Source organism: Streptomyces sp. Y309, assembly GCF_056712025.1.
This window is the reverse complement of the sequence record NZ_CM160048.1, coordinates 4,496,045-4,516,367: the sequence shown is the minus strand read 5'-3', so window position 1 is coordinate 4,516,367 and position 20,323 is coordinate 4,496,045. Positions and strand designations below refer to the sequence as shown.

Sequence of the window (20,323 nt, the reverse complement as noted above, 5' to 3'; positions counted from 1 at the left end):
CCTTCTTTACGGCCGTCCGGGGACGTCCCGGGGCAGGCACCCCCGATACCGAAAGACTGGATGAACGACGATGCATCGGTACAGGTCGCACACGTGCGGTGAGCTCCGCGCCTCTGACGTCGGCACCGACGTCCGGCTCAGCGGATGGCTGCACAATCGGCGCGACCTGGGCGGCATCCTCTTCATCGACCTCCGCGACCACTACGGCATCACCCAGCTCGTCGCCCGCCCCGGCACCGCCGCGGCCGAGGCGCTGGACAAGCTGTCCAAGGAGACGGTCGTCCGCGTCGACGGCAAGGTCGTCTCCCGCGGCGCGGAGAACGTGAACCCGGAGCTGCCCACCGGCGAGGTCGAGATCGAGGCCTCCGCGGTCGAGGTGCTCGGCGCGGCCGCCCCGCTGCCGTTCACGATCAACGCGGACGACGGCGTGAACGAGGAGCGCCGCCTGGAGTACCGCTTCCTGGACCTGCGCCGCGAGCGCATGCACCGCAACATCATGCTGCGCACGGCGATCATCTCGGCCATCCGGCACAAGATGACGGCCCTCGGCTTCAACGAGATGGCGACGCCGATCCTCACCGCGACGTCCCCCGAGGGCGCCCGCGACTTCGTCGTCCCGTCCCGCCTGAACCCCGGCAAGTTCTACGCCCTGCCGCAGGCCCCGCAGCAGTTCAAGCAGCTGCTCATGATCTCCGGCTTCGACCGGTACTTCCAGATCGCGCCCTGCTTCCGCGACGAGGACGCCCGCGCGGACCGCTCGCCGGGCGAGTTCTACCAGCTCGACGTCGAGATGAGCTTCGTCGAGCAGGAGGACGTCTTCCGGCCGATCGAGCAGCTCATGACCGAGCTGTTCGAGGAGTTCGGCAACGGCCGCCACGTGACGTCGCCGTTCCCGCGCATCCCGTTCCGCGAGGCGATGCTGAAGTACGGCTCGGACAAGCCGGACCTGCGCGCCCAGCTGGAGCTCGTCGACATCACGGACGTGTTCGCCGACTCGGAGTTCAAGGCGTTCGCGGGCAAGCACGTGCGTGCCCTGCCGGTGCCGGACACCGCGTCGCAGTCCCGCAAGTTCTTCGACGGCCTCGGTGAGTACGCCGTCGAGCACGGCGCGAAGGGCCTCGCCTGGATCCGCGTCGGCGAGGACGGCGCGTTCGCGGGCCCCATCGCGAAGTTCCTGACGGAGGCGAACGCGGAGGAGCTCACCAAGCGCCTCTCCCTCGCCCCCGGCCACGCCGTCTTCTTCGGCGCGGGCGACTTCGACGAGGTCTCGAAGATCATGGGCGCGGTCCGCGTCGAGGCCGCCAAGCGCGCCGGCCACTTCGAGGAGAACGTCTTCCGCTTCTGCTGGATCGTCGACTTCCCGATGTACGAGAAGGACGAGGAGACCGGCAAGATCGACTTCTCCCACAACCCGTTCTCCATGCCCCAGGGCGGCATGCGGGACCTGGAGGAGAAGGACCCCCTCGACATCCTCGCCTGGCAGTACGACATCGTCTGCAACGGCACCGAGCTGTCCTCCGGAGCCATCCGGAACCACGAGCCCGAGGTCATGCTGAAGGCCTTCGAGATCGCGGGCTACGCCGCGGAGACCGTCGAGCAGGAGTTCGCCGGCATGCTCCGCGCCTTCCGCCTCGGCGCCCCGCCGCACGGCGGCATCGCCCCGGGCGTCGACCGCATCGTGATGCTGCTCGCCGACGAGCCGAACATCCGCGAGACGATCGCCTTCCCGCTCAACGGCAACGCCCAGGACCTGATGATGGGCGCCCCGACCGTGCTGGAGGAGGCCCGCCTCAAGGAGCTGAACATCGCGCTGCGCAAGCAGCCGGGTGCCTCCGGGAAGGCCGCCTCCGGCCAGGGGGAGCAGGACGCCAAGTAGTCCTCGTACGACGTACGACACGAAGGGGCCCGGAACCGCATGGTTCCGGGCCCCTTCGTTGTGCTGTCGGGTCACCACTCCTGGCGCTGGTTCACGCCGATGACGTGGCCGTCCGGCGTCGTGAAGTAGAGGATCCTGCGGCCGTCGACCTCGGCCTCCTTGATGACGTTCACCAGCGGGCGGATCTTCGCCACGTACGCGTCGAAGTCGGAGACCGCCAGGTAGAACATGCCGAACGCGCCGATCGGGGTGTCCTTGAGCACCGGCAGCCACTCGCGGAGCTGGTCGTGGCGGTGGAGCATCAGCGCGAACTCGCCCTCGAAGAGCAGTAGGCGCAGGTCGTCGTCGGGGTTGTCGCCGGCTGGGAGGGCCGTGAAGCCGACCTTCTCGTAGAAGTCGACGGACGCCTGGGTGTCTTCGACGCCCAGGCAGGGGGCGATGGCGGGGGCCTTCATCTGGATCACCTCGGGGGAGCGGGTGGGAGGGGGTGTTGAACTAGTACATCTGTACTGTAGAGGAGGCTGAGCGAGGGCGCAATGCGGACATCTCGCCCCTGTGTGAGCTCGCTGGACTGCTTGCCGGGCTGCTGATTCGCTGGATGTGTTGGACTGGCATTACAGTACGTACGTACTGAAGTAACCGCCTCCGACCCGCCGAGGAGTCCCCCATGGCCGCCGGCCAGCCCCCCGCCGAACGGCGTCGCCGCGATCCCGCGCAGCGGATCGCGGAGATCACCGCCGCCACCGAGCGGGTCATCGCCGAGCGCGGCATCGAGGGGCTCACCCATCGCGCGGTCGCCGCCGAGGCGGGGGTGCCGCTGGGCGCGACGACGTACCACTTCGCCACGAAGGACGATCTGATCGCGGCCGCCCTGCGCCGCTCCGTGGACCGCTTCGGCGCGTATCTCGACGAGTGGGTCGCGCGCCGCCCCGGCCTCACCGCCGAGCAGTGCGCCGTGCTGCTCGCCGACGCCGTGCTGCCGCCCGAGGACGGGCCCGAACGCGACCGGCAGGTGGTGGAGTTCGAGCTGTACGCCGCCGCCATACGCCGCCCCGCCCTGCGGGAGATCGCCGAGGAGCACCACCGGCTCTCCGTGCGGGCCCTGGCGCACTACACCGACGCGGAGACCGCCGAGGCCGCCGGTGCCGCGCTCATGGGGGTGAGCCTGCGGGCCCTGGCCGCGCCGGAGCCGCCCACCCGGGGCGAGGTCGAGCGGGTGCTGCGGCGCATTCTCGTGCCCAATCCGGCGCTCGGTGCCGATGCGGGTGCCGGTGCTGGTGACGGCGCTGGTGACGGTGACGGTACGGAGGCCCGGCAGTGATCGCCCGGCGTGCCGCCGTCAGTGACGCCCAGCGGCGTGCCCGGCTCGGCACGCGGCACCTGCTGGCGCCCGGCACCCGCGCCGCCCGGATCGAGGACGTCGCCGAGGCGCTGGTCGGCCTGCACGCCACCGACCCCGCGACCGTCTACCTGTCCGCCGCCGCCCGGCTCGCGAAGCCGTCCGTCGCGGAGGTGGAGCGGGGGCTCTACGACGACCTGACGGTCACGCGGATGCTGTGCATGCGGCGCACGATGTTCGTGGTGCCGACGCCGCTCGCGCCCCTCGTGCACGCCTCCACCGCGCGGGCCGTGGCGGCCAAGGAGCGCGCGGGCTGTCTCGCGTTCCTCGCGGGCATCGGCTGGGACGAGCGCCGGTACGCCGCCGTGGAGCGGGCCGCGCTCGCCGCGCTGGCGGCGCGGGGCACCGCGGGCGCCGCCGAACTCGCCCGCGACGTGCCGGAGTTGGGTGAAAAGGTGCTCGTCAGCCCCGGCAAGTCGTACGCGGCGTGGCAGACCGCGGGCTCACGGATCCTGCGGGTGCTCGCCGCCGAGGGGCGGATCCGGCGGGCCCGGCCGCGCGGGGCGTGGACCTCCAGTCAGTTCCGGTGGACCCTCGCGCCCGAGCCCCCGGCGCACGACGCCGACTCCGACGCCGATTCCGGCACCGGCACCCATGCCGACCCCGCCCTCGACCCCGCCGCCGCCAAGGCCGTCCTGGCCCGGCGGTACCTGTACGCCTTCGGCCCGGTCACCGTCGACGACCTCAAGTGGTGGACCGGCTGGACGCTCACGGACACGCGCAAGGCGCTGGCCGCGGTGGGCGCGCGCGACGTGGACCTGGACGACGGCAGCACCGGCTACCTCGCGCACGACGACGAGGAGCCCGTGCCCGCCCCCGAGCCCTGGGTGGCCCTGCTGCCCGGCCTCGACCCCACCCCCATGGGCAGGCGCCACCGCTCCTTCTACCTCGACCCGGCGCACCTGCCCGCCCTCTTCGACCGCAACGGCAACATCGGCCCGACCGTGTGGGCCGACGGCCGGATCGTCGGGGCGTGGGCGCAGCGCGCGGCCGGCGAGGTGGTGTTCCGGCTCCTGACGGACGTGGGCGCGGCGGCGCGTACGGCCGTCGCGGAGCGGGCCGCGGAACTCGGCGCGTGGCTCGGCCCGGTGCGGGTGACACCGGCGTACCGGACGCCGCTGGAACGGGAGTTGGCGGGCGGCAAGCGTTGAGCGCGTACGCGCTCAAGTCCCGTATGCGGAAGGCGAGTCCGGCTCGGATATTCCGCTCCCTTTCCCACGTCACTCCACTACCCTGACGGTTCATCACGCGCAGAGAATGTGTGTACGGAGCGCACGGGAGCACAGGGCGCCTGTGCGCGCGGACCGCGCACGCGCCGGGACGCGGCAGAACGGCGACACATCGGGGGGCCGGTGTCCGACGACCTGGGATTCGGCAAGCTGCTGGACGACGACGGCCTGGTCGCCCGGCTGCTCGGCAAGACCCCGAAGGGCCGCAACCGCCCGCTCCTGTACGGCCCCGACCTGCCCGTCGTGATCCTCACTGGCGGCCCCGGCATGGGCAAGGGGCGGCTGCTGCGCTGCGTACGCGACGAGTTCGGGCGCCATGTCCCCGCCGCCCACATCGACTGCGCCGCCCCCGCGCACGCCGAGCGCGCCGGCCAGCACCCGAGCACCCGCTCCGAAGGCACCGAGGCCCTGCGGGAGATGGCCGTCCAGTTCGGCGCGTGGAGCGGGGACGGCGGGCCGATCGCGGTGCCCCGGCTGTACGCGGGCCTGGTCGCCGTCGCGGCCGGTGATCCGCTGGCGAGCTCGGCCACCGGCCTGGAAGAGGTGCGCAGGCACGACGACCTGCTGCCGCGGGGATCGTTCTGGGGCGGCGTCCTGCACCGCGCGTTCCGCGCCTACCTGGCCGCGCTCGCGGCCCTGCTCGCCGCCCAGCCGTTGGCCACTCCGCTCATCACCGCCATCCTCGACGAACTCTTCGAGCGGGTCTCCTCGGAGGGCAAGGCGGCCCTGGAGGACTGCTACGGCGCCTACTCGGGCGCGGCCGGACACCCCCGGCTCGGCCTGCACGCGCTGAGCGTCGACTTCCAGCAGGGCGCCGAGGGGCGCGCCAACGCGGAGAGCTTCCTGTTCCGGGCGCTGCGCGAGGACATCGAGGCCGCGTACACGTCGGTGCGCGGGCGGATGGCGCGGGCCGGGCGGCCCGCGGTGCTGCTCGACCACGCGGACAACGCGCTCGGCAGGCGGCTGCTGCGCCCGGTGCTGCTCGACCGGGAGAGCGAGCACCACGACCGCGTGGTGGTGTTTGCGACGGCCCGGCGCGCGGACGGCGGCCGCTTCCTGTACCGGTCGACGGACGCCGACGCGGACGCGGTGGCGGCCTGGGATCCCGCCGACGGGGGCCTGCCGGTGTGGCGGCGGGCGCAGGGCGGTGTGCCGGGCCTGGTCGCGCCCGCGCGGGGCGCGCTGCTCGTACGCATGCCCACGCTGACGACCGAGCAGCAGAACAACGAGGTGGCCCGGCTCCGGGGGCACGGGCGGGGCGGCGGCGGGGCGGGGCACCCAGGGCACGCGGGGCATCCAGGACGCGCGGGGCATGTGGGCCACGCGGGGCACGTGGGACATCAGCCCGGCGAGCATGCCTCGCGGCTGCGGGTCGAGAGCGGCATCCACCGGCTCAGCGGCGGGCGGCCGCGGTTCGTCACGCGGCTCGGCGAGGGCGCGGCGTCGCTGCGGGTGCGGGAGCCGGGCACGTTCACCGACTGGGACCTCCTCGACGCGCCGGTGCGTTCGCGGGACGAGCCGGAGGGGCGGCCGGTGCCCGTCGCTGACCTGCTCCTGGACGACTTGATCGTCCGGCAGCTCCCCGAGGAGCTGCCGCCCGAGCAGCACGACCACTGGCTGGACCTGCTCAGCCATCTGTCGGTCGCGCACACCGGGGCGTGCGCGGAGAAGCTGATGCGGGTCCGGCAGGAGGGCCGCGACGAGCGCCTGTCCGCGTACCGCGTCGCCGAGCTCCTCGCCGACAGCGGCTGGCCGCACTGCCCGCGCCACTTCATCGGCGACCGGGGGCTGCGGCATCTGCTGATGCGGCGGCTGTACGGGATGGGGCGGCTGCACGGGCTGGGGGGACGCGGAGACGCCTGGCGGGCGGACCACGAGCTGCTCCGGGACCACTTCGCGGGCCGGTTCCCCTCCGCCGTCGACGACCAGTGCGGCACCGCCGCCGCGCACGCGGCCCACCACCACCTCGCCGTGGGCGGCGTGGAGGCGGCCGTGGACCATCTGACCGGGGCCTTTCCGCTGCGGGACGCCACCCGCTCGATGGCCGAGTGGTGCGAGGAGCTGCTCGCGATCGCGGGCGCCCCGTGCGCGGCCCCGCTGGCGGGCGAGCCGGACGACCGGCACGCCCGCGCCCTCGGCGAGGCCCCGCCGGCCGGCGGCGACTGGCTGCGGCGCCGCGTCGACCGGCTGCTGCACGCCGTGTGGCTGTACGAGGACCGGACGCGCCCGGTGGACCAGGCGCTGACGGGCACCTGGCGGCAGCTGCTCGACCGGCTCGGCGACGAGCCGGTGCCGGGCACCGAGGTGCTCACCCGCAAGGCCGGGGAGTGGGCCCAACTGGCCCAGGAAAGACAGCCGTTGAAGCCGTGCGCGTGCACGCGGCACATCGGTTAGCGCGATCGCGATGTCCGGTGGACCGACCGCTCAGGAGGGGACGCTGCGGTGCTGAACTGGCTGTACAACCATCTGTGGGGCACGCGCCTGAAGAAGGCCGTGACGGTCCTGGTCGTCGTGGCGGTGGGCACGGCGGCCGGCATCCTCGTCCCCCGGAACGTGGGCGGCCCGGACGTCTGCGCCGACGGCGTGGAGAAGCACGGCGGCGAGTGCATCGGCGTCAACGGCTCCGGCTACGACTTCGGCACCGACGCCATCGCCGAGGTCAGCGACGCCATCGCCAAGGAGAACCGGCGTATCGACAGTCAGCCGCACATCACGGTCGCGCTGATGCTGCCGCTGCAGCCGGACTCGGACGCCGAGCGCGAGCAGCTGCGCAGCGACGTACAGGGCGCGTATCTCGGGCAGTACCGCGCGAACCGCGCCGAGGAGAAGCCGCTGATCCGCCTGGTGCTCGCCAACCCTGGCCGGAACTACGGCCGGCAGGAGCGGGTCGTAGACGAGCTCGCGAAGCTCGCGGACTCCACGAAGCACAACCTGCGCGCGGTCACGGGCTTCAACCTGAGCCTGCGCAACACGGTCGACGCCGTGGACCGGCTCACCAACGAGCTGAACATCCCCGTCCTGATCAGCCGCGCCAGCGCCGACGAACTCGCCAACGCCGAGGGCCGCGCGGCCAAGCCGCGCTTCAAGGGCCTGGCCCGGGTCATCCCCACCAACCGTCAGCAGGCCGAGGCGCTCGCCGCGTTCCACGGCGGCCTGCCCGACGAGGAGACCGTCCTGGTCAAGGACACCCGCCCGGACGACATCTACGTCGACTCGCTGGCGCGGGCGTTCAGCCGCGACGAGAAGGGGCCGCCCGGCGCCAAGGACCAGGAGTTCACCTCTCCGTCGATCAACGACCCGGGCGAGACGGGCAACGACTTCTCCCTCATCGGCCACAACATCTGCCGGTCCCCGGCGAAGGTCGTCTACTTCGCCGGACGCCCCGTCCATCTGCGCCTGTTCGCGATCAAGCTGGCGGAGGTGTCGTGCCACGGGAAGCGCTACAAGATCGTGAGCGGGTCGGGGGCGGCGACGCTCGACCGGTACATGAGCGACGCCGACTGGAAGAAGCTCCAGGGCGACGCGGGGGCCAAGGAGGCCGCGGTCACCGTGCAGTACACGGCGCCCGCGCACCCCGCGGCGTGGTCGCGGGCCCTGCGCGGGGAGAAGAAGCGCCCCGCGTATCTGACCGAGCCGCTGGAGGAGCTGGAGGAGCTGCGCCGGCTCGTGGCCCGGCAGGGCGCCGGGGACATCGGACCGGTCGATCTGGACGACTCCCGCACGATGCTGGTGCACGACGGGATGCGCACGATCGCGCAGGCGGTGTTCATGGCGAACGCGCAGTCGCCCGGCGCGGTGCCGCCGCGCGAGCGGGTGTCCGCGCAGTGGCCGCGCCTGGAGTCCGCACACCGGGTGGCCGGAACCAGCGGGTGGGTGTGCCTCACGAACGCCGGTAATCCCTACGACAAGCCGGTGGCCGTCGTCGAACTGGATCCCCGCACACGGCGGCTCCGGTTTGCGGGCCTTGGGTGGCCGGAAGGGGGACGGGCACAGCCGAAGGATTGCGTGGTGCCCAGCGGGACGGGGTGACCTGCCGGTCGGGCGAGCCGTGTGGAGGTGCACCTTGGCCGGGGTGCCGTCGATCGCCCTGCGGGCTCGTCCTCAATCGCCGGACAGGCTCTTAAAACTCTCAGGCTGCCTGTGTGGGTGAGCCATGGCTCTCGGCCTCGGCCGCCGCCCACTCCGTCACGAGGCGTTGGTATTCGCGCCGCTGGTCGGTGCTCAGCCGCCCGCCGCAGCGCAGCCACAGCGCACGGATCTCCTCGTTCACCTCGTCGGCGGTGCGCGCCGACCGCCGGCTCTCGGAAGCGGGATTCGTGGCCATAGTGTGAAGCGTACGTGCGCCGGGGTGAAGACGAAGTGAGTCCGGTCACGAAGTGATCAACAGCTCACTGCCACGGTACAAATCAAGCCACGTTCAAACTGTGTCGCTGCTCACGGCGCGCGCTCACCGTGCACGGCAGTACCCCTCAACCTCCACTTGAGACTTCCCGCGCGCCAAGCCCCGCCCCACAGGGCCGGGCCCGCACGCAGCTCTCCGGGTCAACTTCAACGAAAAGCTTGAATCCATGAGTGCTGCGGACAACAAGAACAACGAAACCACCCAATGGTGGACGCTGGCGGCCGTAAGTGCCGCGCAGCTCCTCGTCGTCCTGGACGGGACGATCGTGAACATCGCGCTGCCCTCGGCACAGAGCGCGCTCGGCATGTCCGACGCGAGCCGGCAGTGGGCGATCACCGCGTACGCGCTGGCGTTCGGCGGCCTGCTGCTCATCGGCGGCCGGGTCAGCGGGGCCCTCGGCCACCGCCGAGCCTTTGTCGTCGGCCTGGTCGGCTTCGCCGCCGCGTCGGCGCTGGGCGGGGCGGCCGTGAACCCCGGGATGCTGTTCGGGGCCCGCGCCCTGCAAGGGGTGTTCGCCGCGCTGCTCGCGCCCGCCGGGCTCTCGCTGCTCACCCTCACGTTCACCGAACCACGGGCCCGCGGCCGGGCGTTCGGGGTGTTCGCGGCGGTCGGCGCGGCCGGGTCGGCGGTGGGTCTGGTGGCGGGCGGACTGCTTACGGAGTACGCGAGTTGGCGGTGGTGCCTGTACGTGAACGTGCCGGTGGCGCTGCTCGCGGTGATCGGGGCGGCGTTCGTGCCGCGGGACCGCCCCGCCGAGGGCCCCGCCGCGGGCCAGGCCGGGGGCTCCGCCGGGCGCGGCGGCCGCCTCGACGTGCCGGGGGCGCTGCTCAGCGCGGGCGGCTTCGCGGCCGTCGTGTACGCGTTCAACGAGGCGGAGCCGCGCGGGTGGGGCTCGGCCCGCGTCCTCGCGCTGCTCGCCGCCGGTGTCGTACTCCTCGCGGCGTTCGTGGCCGCCGAACTCCGCGCCCCGCACCCCCTCCTGTCCCCGCGGATCCTGCTCCACCGTGCCCGCGCGGGCGCGTTCCTGGCGATCACGCTGCTGTTCGTCGCGATGTTCGGTTTCTACCTCTTCATGAGCTACTACACCCAGACGGCGCTGGGCTATTCGCCGGTGGAGGCGGGCCTGACGCTGATCGTCAACGCGCTGGCGGCGCTGGTCGGCGCGACGTTCGTCGCGGGCAGGCTGCACGGCCGGGTGGCGCCGGCGGCCCTGGTCGTACCGGGGCTTCTCGCGGCGGCCGCGGGCATGCTGATCCTCACCCGCCTGACCGCGGACAGCACGGACGTCTTCTGGCTGTACCTGGTCCCGTCCCTGACGCTCACCGGCCTCGGCCTCGGCTGCGTGCTGCCGCCGACGGCGAGCCTGGCGACGGCCGGCATGAGGGGCCACGACATCGGCGCCGCGTCGGCCGCGTACAACGCGTCCCAGCAGCTGGGGGCGGCGCTCGGCACGGCGCTGCTCAACACGATCGCGTCCAGTGCGGCGGCCACGTACGCGGTCTCGCACCGCGACGCCACTCCGGCGGCGGCCTCGGTGCACGGCTACACGAGCGCGCTCGTGGTGGGCTTCGCGATCCTGCTGGCCGCGGCGTGCGCGGCCTGGGCGCTCCTTGCGGTACGAGGGCGGCGGGCGGGGCGGGAGCCGTCGGCTCCGGAACACTCGGAGGAGACGGCCCCGCTCCCGTAGGCGGCACGGGCCGGCCGGGCCGGCCGAGGGGGGCGCCGCTGACCGGGGGCGCCGCCGCTCAGGCCGCCTCGGCCAGCTCGCACCAGACGAACTTGCCCTCGCCGTCCGGGAGCCGGCTGCCGCCCAGGCGGTACCAGCCCCAGCCGTCGGCGCAGCCCTTCACCAGGGCGAGGCCGCGGCCCGCCTCCCGAAGCAGGGTGTCGCGCGCGGGCGGGGCGGGCGGCTGGGGCGGGGTCGGGTCGGCGTCCCAGACCTCGATGCGGAGGATGCCGTCGGCCCAGTGCAGGCGCAGGGCCGCGGGGCCCTTCGTGTGGGTCACGGCGTTGGCCACCAGCTCCGTCGCGACGAGTTCCGCCGCGTCGGACAGGTGGGGGAGGCCGTGGGCTGCCAGGATCACGCCGAGGGTGCGACGGCAGATCGTGACGGCGCGGAGGTCGTTGGGGATGTGGAGGGTGTACCCCCAGGGAGTGGGGGCCGGGGTGGAGGCTTGAGCGGGGGTGGGTTCGTCGCCGGTGTCGGTGCTCTCGGGCATGCGGAACTCCAGTCGGTCGAAGTGGAGTCGGGGACGTTCGGCGCTCCCGGGGCGGTGGCTTGCCGAAGCCGCCGTGGTGGGGCGGTGCGGTGCGCTTCCGGCCTGCCGGGCATTGCTGAGGGTGGTCGCAACGTCACTGAAGGTAAGGCATTAATTTCTGCCTCGGCAACACGCTCGCGTAACCTGCACCCGAACGAGGGTCGTCAACGTTTCCTGGATCAAGCTCTGTTGAGGTAGGTGCGTATGCCGCCGAGGAACCAGCCCACCGCGCGTCAGGTACGCCTCGGCACGGAGCTGCGCAGGCTGCGGGACGCCGCCGGCATGACCGCCCGCGAGGTGGCGGAACTCCTCGGCTCGACCTCGGCGCAGATGAGCCAGATGGAATCCGGCATCGCCGGGGTCAGCGAGCAGCGCGTCCGCAGCCTCGCGGCGCACTACGCCTGCGGCGACGCCGAGTTGGTCGACGCGCTGGCCGCGATGGCGACGGAGCGTACGCGCGGCTGGTGGGAGGAGTACCGGGAGGTGCTGCCCGCCGCCTTCCTCGACCTGGCGGAGCTGGAGCACCACGCGACGTACATCCAGGAGGTCGGCACCGCGCACGTCCCCGGCGTCCTGCAGACCGAGGAGTACGCGCACGCCGTGTTCGCGTACTGGCGTCCCGACCTGCCGCGGCGGGACCTCGACCTGCGGGTCGAGCACCGCATGCGCCGCCGGCAGGCGCTCACGCGACGCGGGGCGGCGCCGTACGTGGCCGTCCTGCACGAGTCCGTCCTGCGCACCCGGGTGGCGGACCGCCGCGTCGCGCGGACCCAACTCGAGGAAGTGCTCCGCCAGTCGGAGAGCGGGACCTTCACGATCCGGGTGATCCCCTTCGACGTGGACGGCTTCGCGGGCGCCAGCGCGGCGCTGCTCTACTTCCGGGGCCCGGTCCCGGCCCTCGACACCGTCCAGCAGGACACGCCCAAGGGGTCGGTGTTACTGGACGCGGCCGCGCAGCTCCAGTCGGCGCGCACCCTCGTCCGTAAAGTGGAATCGGCGTCCCTGGAACCCGCGGAGACGCGCGACTACATCCACCGCCTCGCGAAGGAGCTGTAGCACGTGGCCCACTGGCAGAAGTCCTCGTTCTCCAGCGGCTCGGACGGAGCCGCGTGCGTGGAACTGACTGCGGACAGGGGCGAGTTGCTGCTCCGCGAGAGCGACGACCCGGAACACGTGCTCACCGTGAGCCCCGACGCACTCAGGGCCCTGCTGGGCCGGGTCAGGGCTGCTTCTTCAGCAGTTTCACCAGGCTGCTGAAGCTGTCCGCCCCGAATCCGGCGTCCGCGCCCCGTCGGAACGCGTCGAGGACCGCCTGCGGGAACGCCGTGTCCACGCCCGCGTCGGCGTTCGTGTGGAGGACGTGTTCCATGCTGGCCACGCCCATCGAGATGCGGTCGACGTCGCCGGTGTGGTTGCCGGCGTCGATGCGGGGCGCGTAGAAGTCGATGAACTGCCCTATTCCCGCATAGTTCTCGCTCGCGTACGGGGCGACGTCCGCCGCCGTGAGGCCGTGCGCGTCGGCCAGGGCCACGGCCTGCCAGTACGCGAGCATCGCCGGCCAGAAGACGACCATGTTGAGCTGGTACATGAGGGCGGCCAGGCCCGGGTCCTCGCCCCGGTAGTCCGTCTTGCCGGTGATCACTTCGAGGGCCGCGCGGTGCTTGTCGTACGCCGTGCGCGGGCCGCTGTAGAACGTGGACGTGTCCGGGGTGCCGATCCCCGGCGGCGGCGACAGGACGCCGCCGGTGAGGTGCGTGCCGCCCAGCTCCGCCACCCTGCGCGCGGCCGCGCGGGCCTTCTCCGGGGTGTCCGAGCTGAGGTTCACCAGGACCCGCCCCGCGACCGCGCCCTCCGCGCCCTTGATCACCCCGTACATCGCGTCGTAGTCGATGAGGCTCAGGATCACCAACTCGTTGGCGGACAGGGCCTGTTCGGGAGTGGGGGCGAGTTTGGCGCCGCGCGCCACCAGGGCGTCGGCCCGGGACGGGGTGCGGTTCCAGAGCGTGACCTCGTAGCCGCGGTCCAGGTACGCGGCGGCCATCGCCTGGCCCATGGGGCCGAGCCCGATGACGGTGACGGATTGCGACATGAGTGCCTCCAGTGCGTACGTAACGTCACTAAAACGAGCGCTCTATTTAGCGCTGCGAGGAAACGTAGCACGCCTCTAGAACGAACGCTCTACTTAGTCGATGGGTAAGGTGGCGGGATGAGTCTGTACAGCGCGCCCCCCAGCACGCGCGAGCGAATCGTCGTGGCCGCCGCGCGGCTCATACAGCGGCAGGGCTACGTCGGCACCGGCATCAAGCAGATCGCCAAGGAGGCGCAGGCCACGCTCGGTTCCGTCTACCACTTCTTTCCGGACGGCAAGGAGACCCTCGCCGTGGCCGCGATCAAGCACGGGCAGAAGGAGTTCGGCCGGCTCCTGGAGGACGCGCTCCGCCGCGAGGGCGACCCGGCCGCCGCCGTCGAGGCCTGCGCCGCCGAACTGGCCGTGGGCCTGCGGGAGTCGGGCTGGACCGACGGCTGCCCCATCACGGCCGCCGCCCTGGAGACCCTCGGCACCGACTCCGAGATCCAGCGGGCGTGCGCCGACGCCCTGCGCGACTGGGAGCGCATCGTCGCCGAAAAGCTGCTCGCGTCCGGCTTCACCGCCGAGGACGCGGCCGAGGTCGCCACCACCGTCATCAGCACCCTGGAAGGCGCCGAGGTGACTGCCCAGGTGAACCGCAGCGAGGAGCCCTTGCGGGCGGCAGGACGGCAGTTGGCACGGCTACTGAGGACGTACGAGGGTTGAGTCCGGTGCGGCACCCGCGCCCCGTTAGGGGCGCGGGGAACTGCGCGACCAGCCCCCACCGGCCCGCAGGTTCATCACCACATCCAGCAAGCGCTAGGCCTTTTTCGGCTCCTCCAGGCGCGGGAACAAAACCGCACCCTTGGTGACCATGGCCCCGGCCGGGAGCCGCCCCCACGCGCCCGCGTCCTGAACCCGCTGCTCGGCAAGAGCGCCCAGCGACACCTCGGCGCCGAGAGAGTCCCACAGCTTCTGGGAAGTCTCGGGCATGACGGGGTTGAGGAGAACAGCAACCGCGCGGAGCGATTCCGCGGCCGTGTAGAGGATGGTCGCGAGGCGCGCCCTGCCCTCCGGGGATTCGTCCTTGGCGACCTTCCAGGGCTCCTGCTCCGTGATGTAGCCGTTGACCTGCTTCACGAAGTCGAAGACGGCGAGGATGCCGCCCTGGAAGTCGAGCTCGTCGCCCACGCGCCGGTCGGCCTCCGCGACCGCCTTGGCCAGGCCGTCCCGGACCGCCTGCTCGGCCGCGCCGGGCGCCTCGTCGGCCGGCAGCGCGCCGCCGAAGTACTTGCCGACCATGGCAGCGAGGCGCGAGGCGAGGTTGCCGTAGTCGTTGGCCAGCTCGCTGGTGTAGCGGGCGGAGAAGTCCTCCCAGGAGAACGAGCCGTCCTGGCCGAAGGCGATGGCGCGCAGGAAGTACCAGCGGTACGCGTCCACGCCGAAGTGGGACGTCAGGTCCTGCGGCTTGATGCCCGTCAGGTTGGACTTCGACATCTTCTCGCCGCCGACCATCAGCCAGCCGTTGGCGGCGATCTTGCCGGGCAGCGGCAGGCCCTGCGCCATCAGCATCGCGGGCCAGATGACCGCGTGGAAGCGGAGGATGTCCTTGCCGACGAGGTGCACGTTCGCCGGGAAGGTCTCGTCGAACTTCGCCGGGTTCTCGTTGTAGCCGACGGCCGTCGCGTAGTTGAGCAGCGCGTCGACCCACACATAGATGACGTGCTTCGGGTCCCAGGGAACCGGAACACCCCAGTCGAAGGTGGAGCGCGAGATCGAAAGATCCTGAAGCCCCTGCTTGACGAAGTTCACGACCTCGTTGCGGGCGGACTCGGGCTGGATGAAGTCCGGGTTCGCCGCGTAGTGCTCGATCAGCTTGTCGCCGTACTCGCTCAGCTTGAAGAAGTAGTTCTCCTCGCTGAGCAGCTCGACCGGCTTCTTGTGGATCGGGCAGAGCTTCTGCCCCGCGTACTCGCCCTCGCCCTCGCCGTCGAGGAGCTCGCCCGGAAGCTTGTACTCCTCGCAGCCGACGCAGTACGGCCCTTCGTACCCGCCCTTGTAGATCTCGCCCTTGTCGTAGAGATCCTGGACGAACTCCTGCACCCGGTCCGTGTGCCGCTTCTCCGTCGTACGGATGAAGTCGTCGTTCGCGATGTTCAGGTGCTCCCAGAGGGGCCGCCAGGCCTCCTCCACGAGCTTGTCGCACCACTCCTGCGGGGAGACCCCGTTCGTCTCGGCCGTGCGCATGATCTTCTGACCGTGCTCGTCCGTGCCGGTGAGGTACCACACCTTCTCGCCGCGCTGACGGTGCCAGCGCGTGAGCACGTCGCCTGCGACGGTCGTGTAGGCGTGGCCCAGGTGAGGAGCGTCGTTGACGTAGTAAATGGGGGTCGAGACGTAATACGCCGCCGCCCCCTGCTTCTCGGATCCAGTGGCCGCCATGGTCGAAATCCTAACGGCCCGCTGAAGATCGATTCACATGCGTACGAGGCGTGAGACGGCCTCCGGCCTGTGCCTACCGTTTCCGGCCTACCTGGGCAATTGCCATCTGCATGTTCTGGACAAAGAGAGACATCAACCCGCCAATCCGGCCCATCGCGCCCAGAGAGTGCCCTTCCGGCGCACCGCCGGTGTCAGAGTCCCGGTGCGGCGCCCGGCCGGGCGCCCGTGGATGAACTGCCTGACGCAAGGAGTTCGTTTTCGTGGGGAAGAAAGCAAGCACGCTTCTCGTAGCCGTCGCACTCGCCTCCGTGACCCTGATCGGCCAGGCGAGCGCGGCTCCCTCGGACCACACATCCGCGTCCGCCGCGAGCAGCGCGGCCAAGCCGGGGCCGCTCGCCGACCAGGTGCGGTACGCCCCCTTCACCCTCAACCACAACCAGTCCGTGAGCTCCAACACGGCCCGGCTCGTGATGCAGTCCGACGGCAACCTAGTCATCTACGACGAGTTCAACCGGGCCAGATGGGCCACCGGGACCGTCGGCCAGGGCTGGACCACGCGCTTCCAGGAGGACGGCAACCTCGTCGTCTACACCCGCAGCGGCCGCGCGGTCTGGGCCTCGCACACGTCCGGGCACCCCGGTTCGCGGCTCGTCGTCCAGGACGACGGCAATGTCGTGATCTACGACGGCAGCCGAGCGATCTGGGCCTCCGGCACGGACCACTGACCTGCGGCACCGCACCACGCACAGCGGCCGGGCCCTTGGCGGGCCCGGCCGTTGTTGCGTGCTGCCATGTCCTGCTCTGTACTGCTTTGCCCCTTACGGTCGCCAGGACGCGAGGACGCCCTCGTACAGCTCCTTGTCGGTGAGTTCCCGCGGGTCGGGGCCGGCGAGGAAGTACGCGGCGTTGTCGGCCTTGAGTCTGCGGAGGTAGTCGAAGGCCTTGTTGTCCTTCTCGCCGAAGGCGACGAAGGAGAAGAACAGGGGGTGGCGGGCGGCGTCGGCCAGGGCCTGGGTGGCGGGGCCCTTGGTGTCGGGGGCGCCGTCCGTCTGGAAGATCACGAGGGCTGGTTCGCCCGTGTGGTCCGACTTCTCGTAGTGCGCCACGATCTCCTCGATGGCGCGGTGGTAGCTGGTGCGGCCCATGCGGCCGCAGGCGGCGTGCAGTTCGTCGACGCGGTTCTCGTGGTGGTCGGCGAGGGTGAGGTCGGCGGTGCCGTCGATGTCCGTCGAGAAGAAGACCAGGTGGACGGTGGCGGTGGGGTCCGTGTGGGCGGCCAGGGCGAGGGTCTGATCGGCGAGGTTCTGGGCGGAGCCGTCTTTGTAGTACGGCCGCATGGACCCGGAGCGGTCGAGTACCAGGTAGACCTGGGCCCGCGTTCCTGTCTGTCCGCCCTTGCGGAGGGCTGCGCCCGCGGCTTTGTACGCGGTGGCGAGGCCCGGGACCTTCGCCTTGACCCGGGCCAGGGCCACCGCGGGCTTGGCCTCCGGCTGAGGCTGCTCGGGCTCCGGCTGGGCCGGGGGTGCGACTTGTTCCGGCTCGGCCGGGGCGGGGGCCTGTTCCGGCTCCGCCGGGGGGTCGGAGGGGGTGCCCTTGTCGTCGACGGCACCGTCGGCGTGGGCTGTGCCCACCCGTGCCGCCCCCTGGGCGGCCCAGGTGCCCACAGCAGGAGCGGCGGCTTCGGCGTCGGCCTGAGGTGCCGCGGCAGCGGGAGCGGCGAGGTCCGGCTCGGTGTCGGGCTCGGGCGCCGTGGCGGGGGCGGCGGGAGCGGGAGCCGGGAGGCCCGGCTCGGTGTCGGCCTCGGGTGCCGCGGCAGCGGGAGCGGCGAGGTCTGGCTTGCTGTCCGGCTCGGGGGCGGGTGCGGCCGGGGGTGCCTCGGTGGGAGCAGGGGCGGCGGTCTGCTCGGGGACTACGGGAACGGAGGCTTCCTGGGCCGTGGGGTCGCCCTGAGGGTCTGGGGCACGGGTGGGTGGGTGGGAGGATCCCGCCGCGGAGCGGCGGGCCGGGACGCGGACCGAAACGTTGTCGAAGGCCTCAGCGACCAGCGCCTCCGCGGCCGAGCCCTCAGAGGAGGCCAACCTGGGCGCAGGTTCCGGCACGCTCACCGCAGCTTCCGGCACGGACTCAGCCGACGGCTTCGGCGAAGCCACCGCGGCCTCCGGCACGGACTCCGGGGACTCCGTGGTCTCCGGTGACCGCGTGGGCGACGGAACCGGCGCGGCCGGGGCGTCGTCACCCCGTGAGCGCCGGAAGACAGCCCGCAGACGACCCAGAATGCCCATGTGCGCAACCCTTCACGTGACTTGTACCCCGAAGCGGTCCCCTGGCCATGAGGGACACGTAAGGTTAGCGGCCGCCGCACGGGCGGAGAGGGCGACCCGTACCTGACACGGATTCACCCGCCGTTAACCCGCAGTCCCCCACGACGCTCGCCACCGCACCTAGCCTCCAGCCGGAAACACCGGCAAAAAGAAGCCAAAGCGCCGTCAACCGGCCACCCATGGAGGATCCCCGTGCGCAAGCTGCTGCCCCTGATCACCTCACACCCGGGCGGCTCCGGCGGCCGCTCGGCCATGACGTGCCGGTTCCGCTGCGGCGACGCCTGCTTCCACCCGGTGCCCAACACCAGCGACAACGAGTACATGGGTGACGTCATAGCGGGCGCGCTCAGCCGCCGCTCGATGATGCGCGCCGCGGCCGTCGTCACCGTAGCGGCAAGCGCCACCGGCGGCCTCGCCCTCGGCCCGGGCGCCGCCGAGGCACAGGCCGCGCCCGCCGGACCCGAGGCGGCGGCCGCCGAGGCGAAACGCAGAGGCAAAAAGGCCGCCCGCGGCCTCCGCTTCACGCCCGTCGCCCCCAACACCGCCGACACGGTCACCATCCCCGACGGCTACCGCCAGAACGTCGTGATCCGCTGGGGCGAGCCCATCCTGCGCGGCGCCCCGGCCTTCGACCCGGACAAGCAGACCGCGAAGGCCCAGGCGGGCCAGTTCGGCTACAACAACGACTTCCTCAGCCTGCTCCCGCTGCCCGGCGAGAAGCACGGCAAGGACCACGGCCGTCAGGTCCTCGTGGCGAACCACGAGTACACGGACGAGATCCTGATGTTCAAGGGGTACGACGACAAGAACCCCACCCGCGAGCAGGTCGAGATCGCCTGGGCGGCCCACGGCCTGTCCGTGGTCGTGGTCGAGGGCGAGCGCAGGAGCGGCGCGCTGCGTGCCGTACCGCGCCACCACCTCAACCGCCGCCTCACCGCCACCAGCAAGTTCCACCTCACCGGCCCCGCCGCCCGCAGCGAGCTCGTCCGCACCAAGGCCGACCCGCGCGGCGTCACCGTCCTCGGCACCCTCAACAACTGCTCGGGCGGCACCACCCCGTGGGGCACGACCCTGCACGGCGAGGAGAACTTCAACCAGTACTTCGGACACGCCGAGAAGGTCACCGACCCGACGCAGGCCGCGCGCCTCAAGCGGTACGGCGTCGCGGGCGGGGAGTCCGAGCGCAAGTGGGAGCGTTTCGACGACCGCTTCGACCTCACCAAGGAGCCGAACGAGCCCAACCGCTTCGGCTGGGTCGTCGAACTCGACCCGTACGACCCCGACTCCACCCCGCGCAAGCGCACCGCGCTCGGCCGCTTCAAGCACGAGGGCGCCCAGCCGCGCCTGACCCGCGACGGCCGCCCGGTGGTCTACATGGGCGACGACGAGCGCTTCGACTACGTCTACAAGTTCGTCTCCAGCAAGCGCATGGCCAAGGGCAACTCGCGCTGGGCCCGCGAGCACAACCTGACGCTCCTCGACGAAGGCACCCTGTACGTCGCGAAGTTCACCGGCGACTCCCCGGAGAAGGAGATCGACGGCAAGGGCACGCTGCCGAGCGACGGCGAGTTCGACGGCAGCGGTACGTGGATCCCGCTGGCCACCGCGTACGCGGGCGGGAAGGCCGTCTCGCACGTCGAGGGCATGACCGCCGACGAGGTGTACGTCTTCACGCGCATCGCCGGTGACAAGGTCGGCGCCACGAAGATGGACCGCCCCGAGGACATCGAGCCGTCCCCGCAGACCGGCAAGGTGTACGTCGCCCTGACGAACAACACCGACCGCGGCAAGCCCGGCAAGGCCGGCGCCGACGAGGCCAACCCGCGCAACCTCAACAAGCACGGCCAGGTCCTGGAGCTGGCGGAGTCCCGGAACCGCCCGGAGTCCACCCGCTTCGGCTGGAACCTCTTCCTCGTCGCGGGCGACCCGAAGGACCCGGCCACGTACTTCGCGGGCTTCCCGAAGGACAAGGTCAGCCCCATCTCCTGCCCCGACAACGTCGCCTTCGACCCGCACGGCAACCTGTGGATCTCCACCGACGGCGCCCAGCTCGGCTCGCACGACGGCCTGTTCGGCGTGGCCACGAAGGGCGAACGGCGCGGTGAGCTCAAGCAGTTCCTGACGATGCCCAAGGGCGCGGAGACCTGCGGCCCGCTGGTCCAGGACCGCCGCGTCCTGGTGGCCGTGCAGCATCCGGGCGAGATCGACGGCGCGTCCGTCGAGAAGCCCGCGAGCGCCTGGCCGGACGGCCCGGGCAAGCTCGTCCGCCCGGCGGTCGTGTCGGTCTGGCGCGAGGACGGCTGCGACATCGGCGTCTGAGCACGCGGA

Annotated in this window: 17 protein-coding genes; 11 read left to right on the top strand and 6 right to left on the bottom strand. The window is 71.9% G+C overall.

Annotated features, from left to right (window positions below; translation table 11 throughout):
• The first annotated feature begins 70 nt into the window (after positions 1-70).
• Positions 71-1,876 (top strand): aspartate--tRNA ligase, encoded by a 1,806-nt coding sequence (gene aspS / locus AC0KTA_RS18080; protein WP_481056150.1) that lies wholly within the window; start codon positions 71-73, stop codon positions 1,874-1,876.
• Positions 1,877-1,947: 71 nt separating this feature from the next.
• Here the strand turns inward: aspS and AC0KTA_RS18075 are convergent, their stop codons facing one another.
• Positions 1,948-2,331: a VOC family protein gene (locus AC0KTA_RS18075; RefSeq protein ID WP_481056149.1), complete on the bottom strand. Its 384-nt coding sequence runs from the start codon at positions 2,329-2,331 to the stop codon at positions 1,948-1,950.
• Positions 2,332-2,543: 212 nt separating this feature from the next.
• On the opposite strand from AC0KTA_RS18075, the gene AC0KTA_RS18070 reads away from it, so the two are divergent.
• The 4 genes from AC0KTA_RS18070 to AC0KTA_RS18055 all read left to right on the top strand — a co-directional run bounded on the left by AC0KTA_RS18070 (position 2,544) and on the right by AC0KTA_RS18055 (position 8,533).
• A complete protein-coding gene (locus AC0KTA_RS18070) occupies positions 2,544-3,197 on the top strand; it encodes a TetR/AcrR family transcriptional regulator (protein ID WP_481056148.1) in 654 nt (217 codons plus the stop codon).
• Positions 3,194-4,426 (top strand): winged helix DNA-binding domain-containing protein, encoded by a 1,233-nt coding sequence (locus AC0KTA_RS18065; protein ID WP_481056147.1) that lies wholly within the window; start codon positions 3,194-3,196, stop codon positions 4,424-4,426. The genes AC0KTA_RS18070 and AC0KTA_RS18065 overlap by 4 nt, the downstream gene beginning before the upstream one ends.
• Before the next feature lie 201 nt (positions 4,427-4,627).
• Positions 4,628-6,898 (top strand): DEAD/DEAH box helicase family protein, encoded by a 2,271-nt coding sequence (locus AC0KTA_RS18060; protein ID WP_481056146.1) that lies wholly within the window; start codon positions 4,628-4,630, stop codon positions 6,896-6,898.
• 48 nt (positions 6,899-6,946) lie between these two features.
• Positions 6,947-8,533 (top strand): amino acid ABC transporter substrate-binding protein, encoded by a 1,587-nt coding sequence (locus AC0KTA_RS18055; RefSeq protein ID WP_481056145.1) that lies wholly within the window; start codon positions 6,947-6,949, stop codon positions 8,531-8,533.
• Between the two features lie 100 nt (positions 8,534-8,633).
• Here the strand turns inward: AC0KTA_RS18055 and AC0KTA_RS18050 are convergent, their stop codons facing one another.
• On the bottom strand, positions 8,634-8,828 hold the full coding sequence (locus AC0KTA_RS18050; RefSeq protein ID WP_481056144.1) for a hypothetical protein: 195 nt from the start codon (positions 8,826-8,828) through the stop codon (positions 8,634-8,636).
• A gap of 244 nt (positions 8,829-9,072) precedes the next feature.
• On the opposite strand from AC0KTA_RS18050, the gene AC0KTA_RS18045 reads away from it, so the two are divergent.
• Positions 9,073-10,593 (top strand): MFS transporter, encoded by a 1,521-nt coding sequence (locus AC0KTA_RS18045; RefSeq protein WP_481056143.1) that lies wholly within the window; start codon positions 9,073-9,075, stop codon positions 10,591-10,593.
• A 58-nt stretch (positions 10,594-10,651) separates the two neighbouring features.
• Here AC0KTA_RS18045 and AC0KTA_RS18040 read toward each other — a convergent pair whose 3' ends face one another.
• A complete protein-coding gene (locus AC0KTA_RS18040) occupies positions 10,652-11,125 on the bottom strand; it encodes an ATP-binding protein (protein ID WP_481056142.1) in 474 nt (157 codons plus the stop codon).
• 243 nt (positions 11,126-11,368) lie between these two features.
• On the opposite strand from AC0KTA_RS18040, the gene AC0KTA_RS18035 reads away from it, so the two are divergent.
• Both AC0KTA_RS18035 and AC0KTA_RS18030 read left to right on the top strand, forming a co-directional pair.
• Positions 11,369-12,220: a helix-turn-helix domain-containing protein gene (locus AC0KTA_RS18035; protein ID WP_481056141.1), complete on the top strand. Its 852-nt coding sequence runs from the start codon at positions 11,369-11,371 to the stop codon at positions 12,218-12,220.
• A gap of 3 nt (positions 12,221-12,223) precedes the next feature.
• Entirely contained in the window at positions 12,224-12,421 is a 198-nt protein-coding gene (locus tag AC0KTA_RS18030; RefSeq protein WP_481056140.1) for a DUF397 domain-containing protein, read from the top strand.
• Here AC0KTA_RS18030 and AC0KTA_RS18025 read toward each other — a convergent pair.
• Positions 12,384-13,253 carry an NAD(P)-dependent oxidoreductase gene (locus tag AC0KTA_RS18025; protein ID WP_481056139.1) on the bottom strand — a complete coding sequence of 290 codons (870 nt, stop codon included), beginning with the start codon at positions 13,251-13,253 and terminating at the stop codon, positions 12,384-12,386. The two genes, AC0KTA_RS18030 and AC0KTA_RS18025, sit on opposite strands and share 38 nt — an antisense overlap.
• Positions 13,254-13,370: 117 nt before the next feature.
• Between AC0KTA_RS18025 and AC0KTA_RS18020 the strand changes: the two genes are divergently transcribed.
• Positions 13,371-13,958 carry a TetR/AcrR family transcriptional regulator gene (locus tag AC0KTA_RS18020; protein WP_481056138.1) on the top strand — a complete coding sequence of 196 codons (588 nt, stop codon included), beginning with the start codon at positions 13,371-13,373 and terminating at the stop codon, positions 13,956-13,958.
• A 93-nt stretch (positions 13,959-14,051) separates the two neighbouring features.
• Here AC0KTA_RS18020 and metG read toward each other — a convergent pair whose 3' ends face one another.
• Positions 14,052-15,674 carry a methionine--tRNA ligase gene (metG, locus tag AC0KTA_RS18015; protein WP_481056137.1) on the bottom strand — a complete coding sequence of 541 codons (1,623 nt, stop codon included), beginning with the start codon at positions 15,672-15,674 and terminating at the stop codon, positions 14,052-14,054.
• 260 nt (positions 15,675-15,934) lie between these two features.
• Here metG and AC0KTA_RS18010 point away from each other — a divergent pair, with 260 nt between their 5' ends.
• A complete protein-coding gene (locus tag AC0KTA_RS18010; RefSeq protein WP_481056136.1) occupies positions 15,935-16,399 on the top strand; it encodes a hypothetical protein in 465 nt (154 codons plus the stop codon).
• A gap of 93 nt (positions 16,400-16,492) precedes the next feature.
• Here the strand turns inward: AC0KTA_RS18010 and AC0KTA_RS18005 are convergent, their stop codons facing one another.
• Positions 16,493-17,752, bottom strand: coding sequence for a VWA domain-containing protein (locus tag AC0KTA_RS18005; RefSeq protein WP_481056135.1), 1,260 nt, complete (start codon positions 17,750-17,752; stop codon positions 16,493-16,495).
• Between the two features lie 435 nt (positions 17,753-18,187).
• Here AC0KTA_RS18005 and AC0KTA_RS18000 point away from each other — a divergent pair, with 435 nt between their 5' ends.
• Entirely contained in the window at positions 18,188-20,314 is a 2,127-nt protein-coding gene (locus tag AC0KTA_RS18000) for a PhoX family protein (protein ID WP_481056134.1), read from the top strand.
• Positions 20,315-20,323: the final 9 nt, after the last annotated feature.

Excerpts from the sequence above, each read along its gene's own strand:
- aspS (WP_481056150.1), top strand. The coding sequence starts at position 71 with ATGCATCGGTACAGGTCGCACACGTGCGGTGAGCTCCGCGCCTCTGAC.
- AC0KTA_RS18075 (WP_481056149.1), bottom strand. The coding sequence starts at position 2,331 with ATGAAGGCCCCCGCCATCGCCCCCTGCCTGGGCGTCGAAGACACCCAG.
- AC0KTA_RS18070 (WP_481056148.1), top strand. The coding sequence starts at position 2,544 with ATGGCCGCCGGCCAGCCCCCCGCCGAACGGCGTCGCCGCGATCCCGCG.
- AC0KTA_RS18050 (WP_481056144.1), bottom strand. The coding sequence starts at position 8,828 with ATGGCCACGAATCCCGCTTCCGAGAGCCGGCGGTCGGCGCGCACCGCC.
- AC0KTA_RS18045 (WP_481056143.1), top strand. The coding sequence starts at position 9,073 with ATGAGTGCTGCGGACAACAAGAACAACGAAACCACCCAATGGTGGACG.
- AC0KTA_RS18040 (WP_481056142.1), bottom strand. The coding sequence starts at position 11,125 with ATGCCCGAGAGCACCGACACCGGCGACGAACCCACCCCCGCTCAAGCC.
- AC0KTA_RS18035 (WP_481056141.1), top strand. The coding sequence starts at position 11,369 with ATGCCGCCGAGGAACCAGCCCACCGCGCGTCAGGTACGCCTCGGCACG.
- AC0KTA_RS18025 (WP_481056139.1), bottom strand. The coding sequence starts at position 13,253 with ATGTCGCAATCCGTCACCGTCATCGGGCTCGGCCCCATGGGCCAGGCG.
- AC0KTA_RS18020 (WP_481056138.1), top strand. The coding sequence starts at position 13,371 with ATGAGTCTGTACAGCGCGCCCCCCAGCACGCGCGAGCGAATCGTCGTG.
- metG (WP_481056137.1), bottom strand. The coding sequence starts at position 15,674 with ATGGCGGCCACTGGATCCGAGAAGCAGGGGGCGGCGGCGTATTACGTC.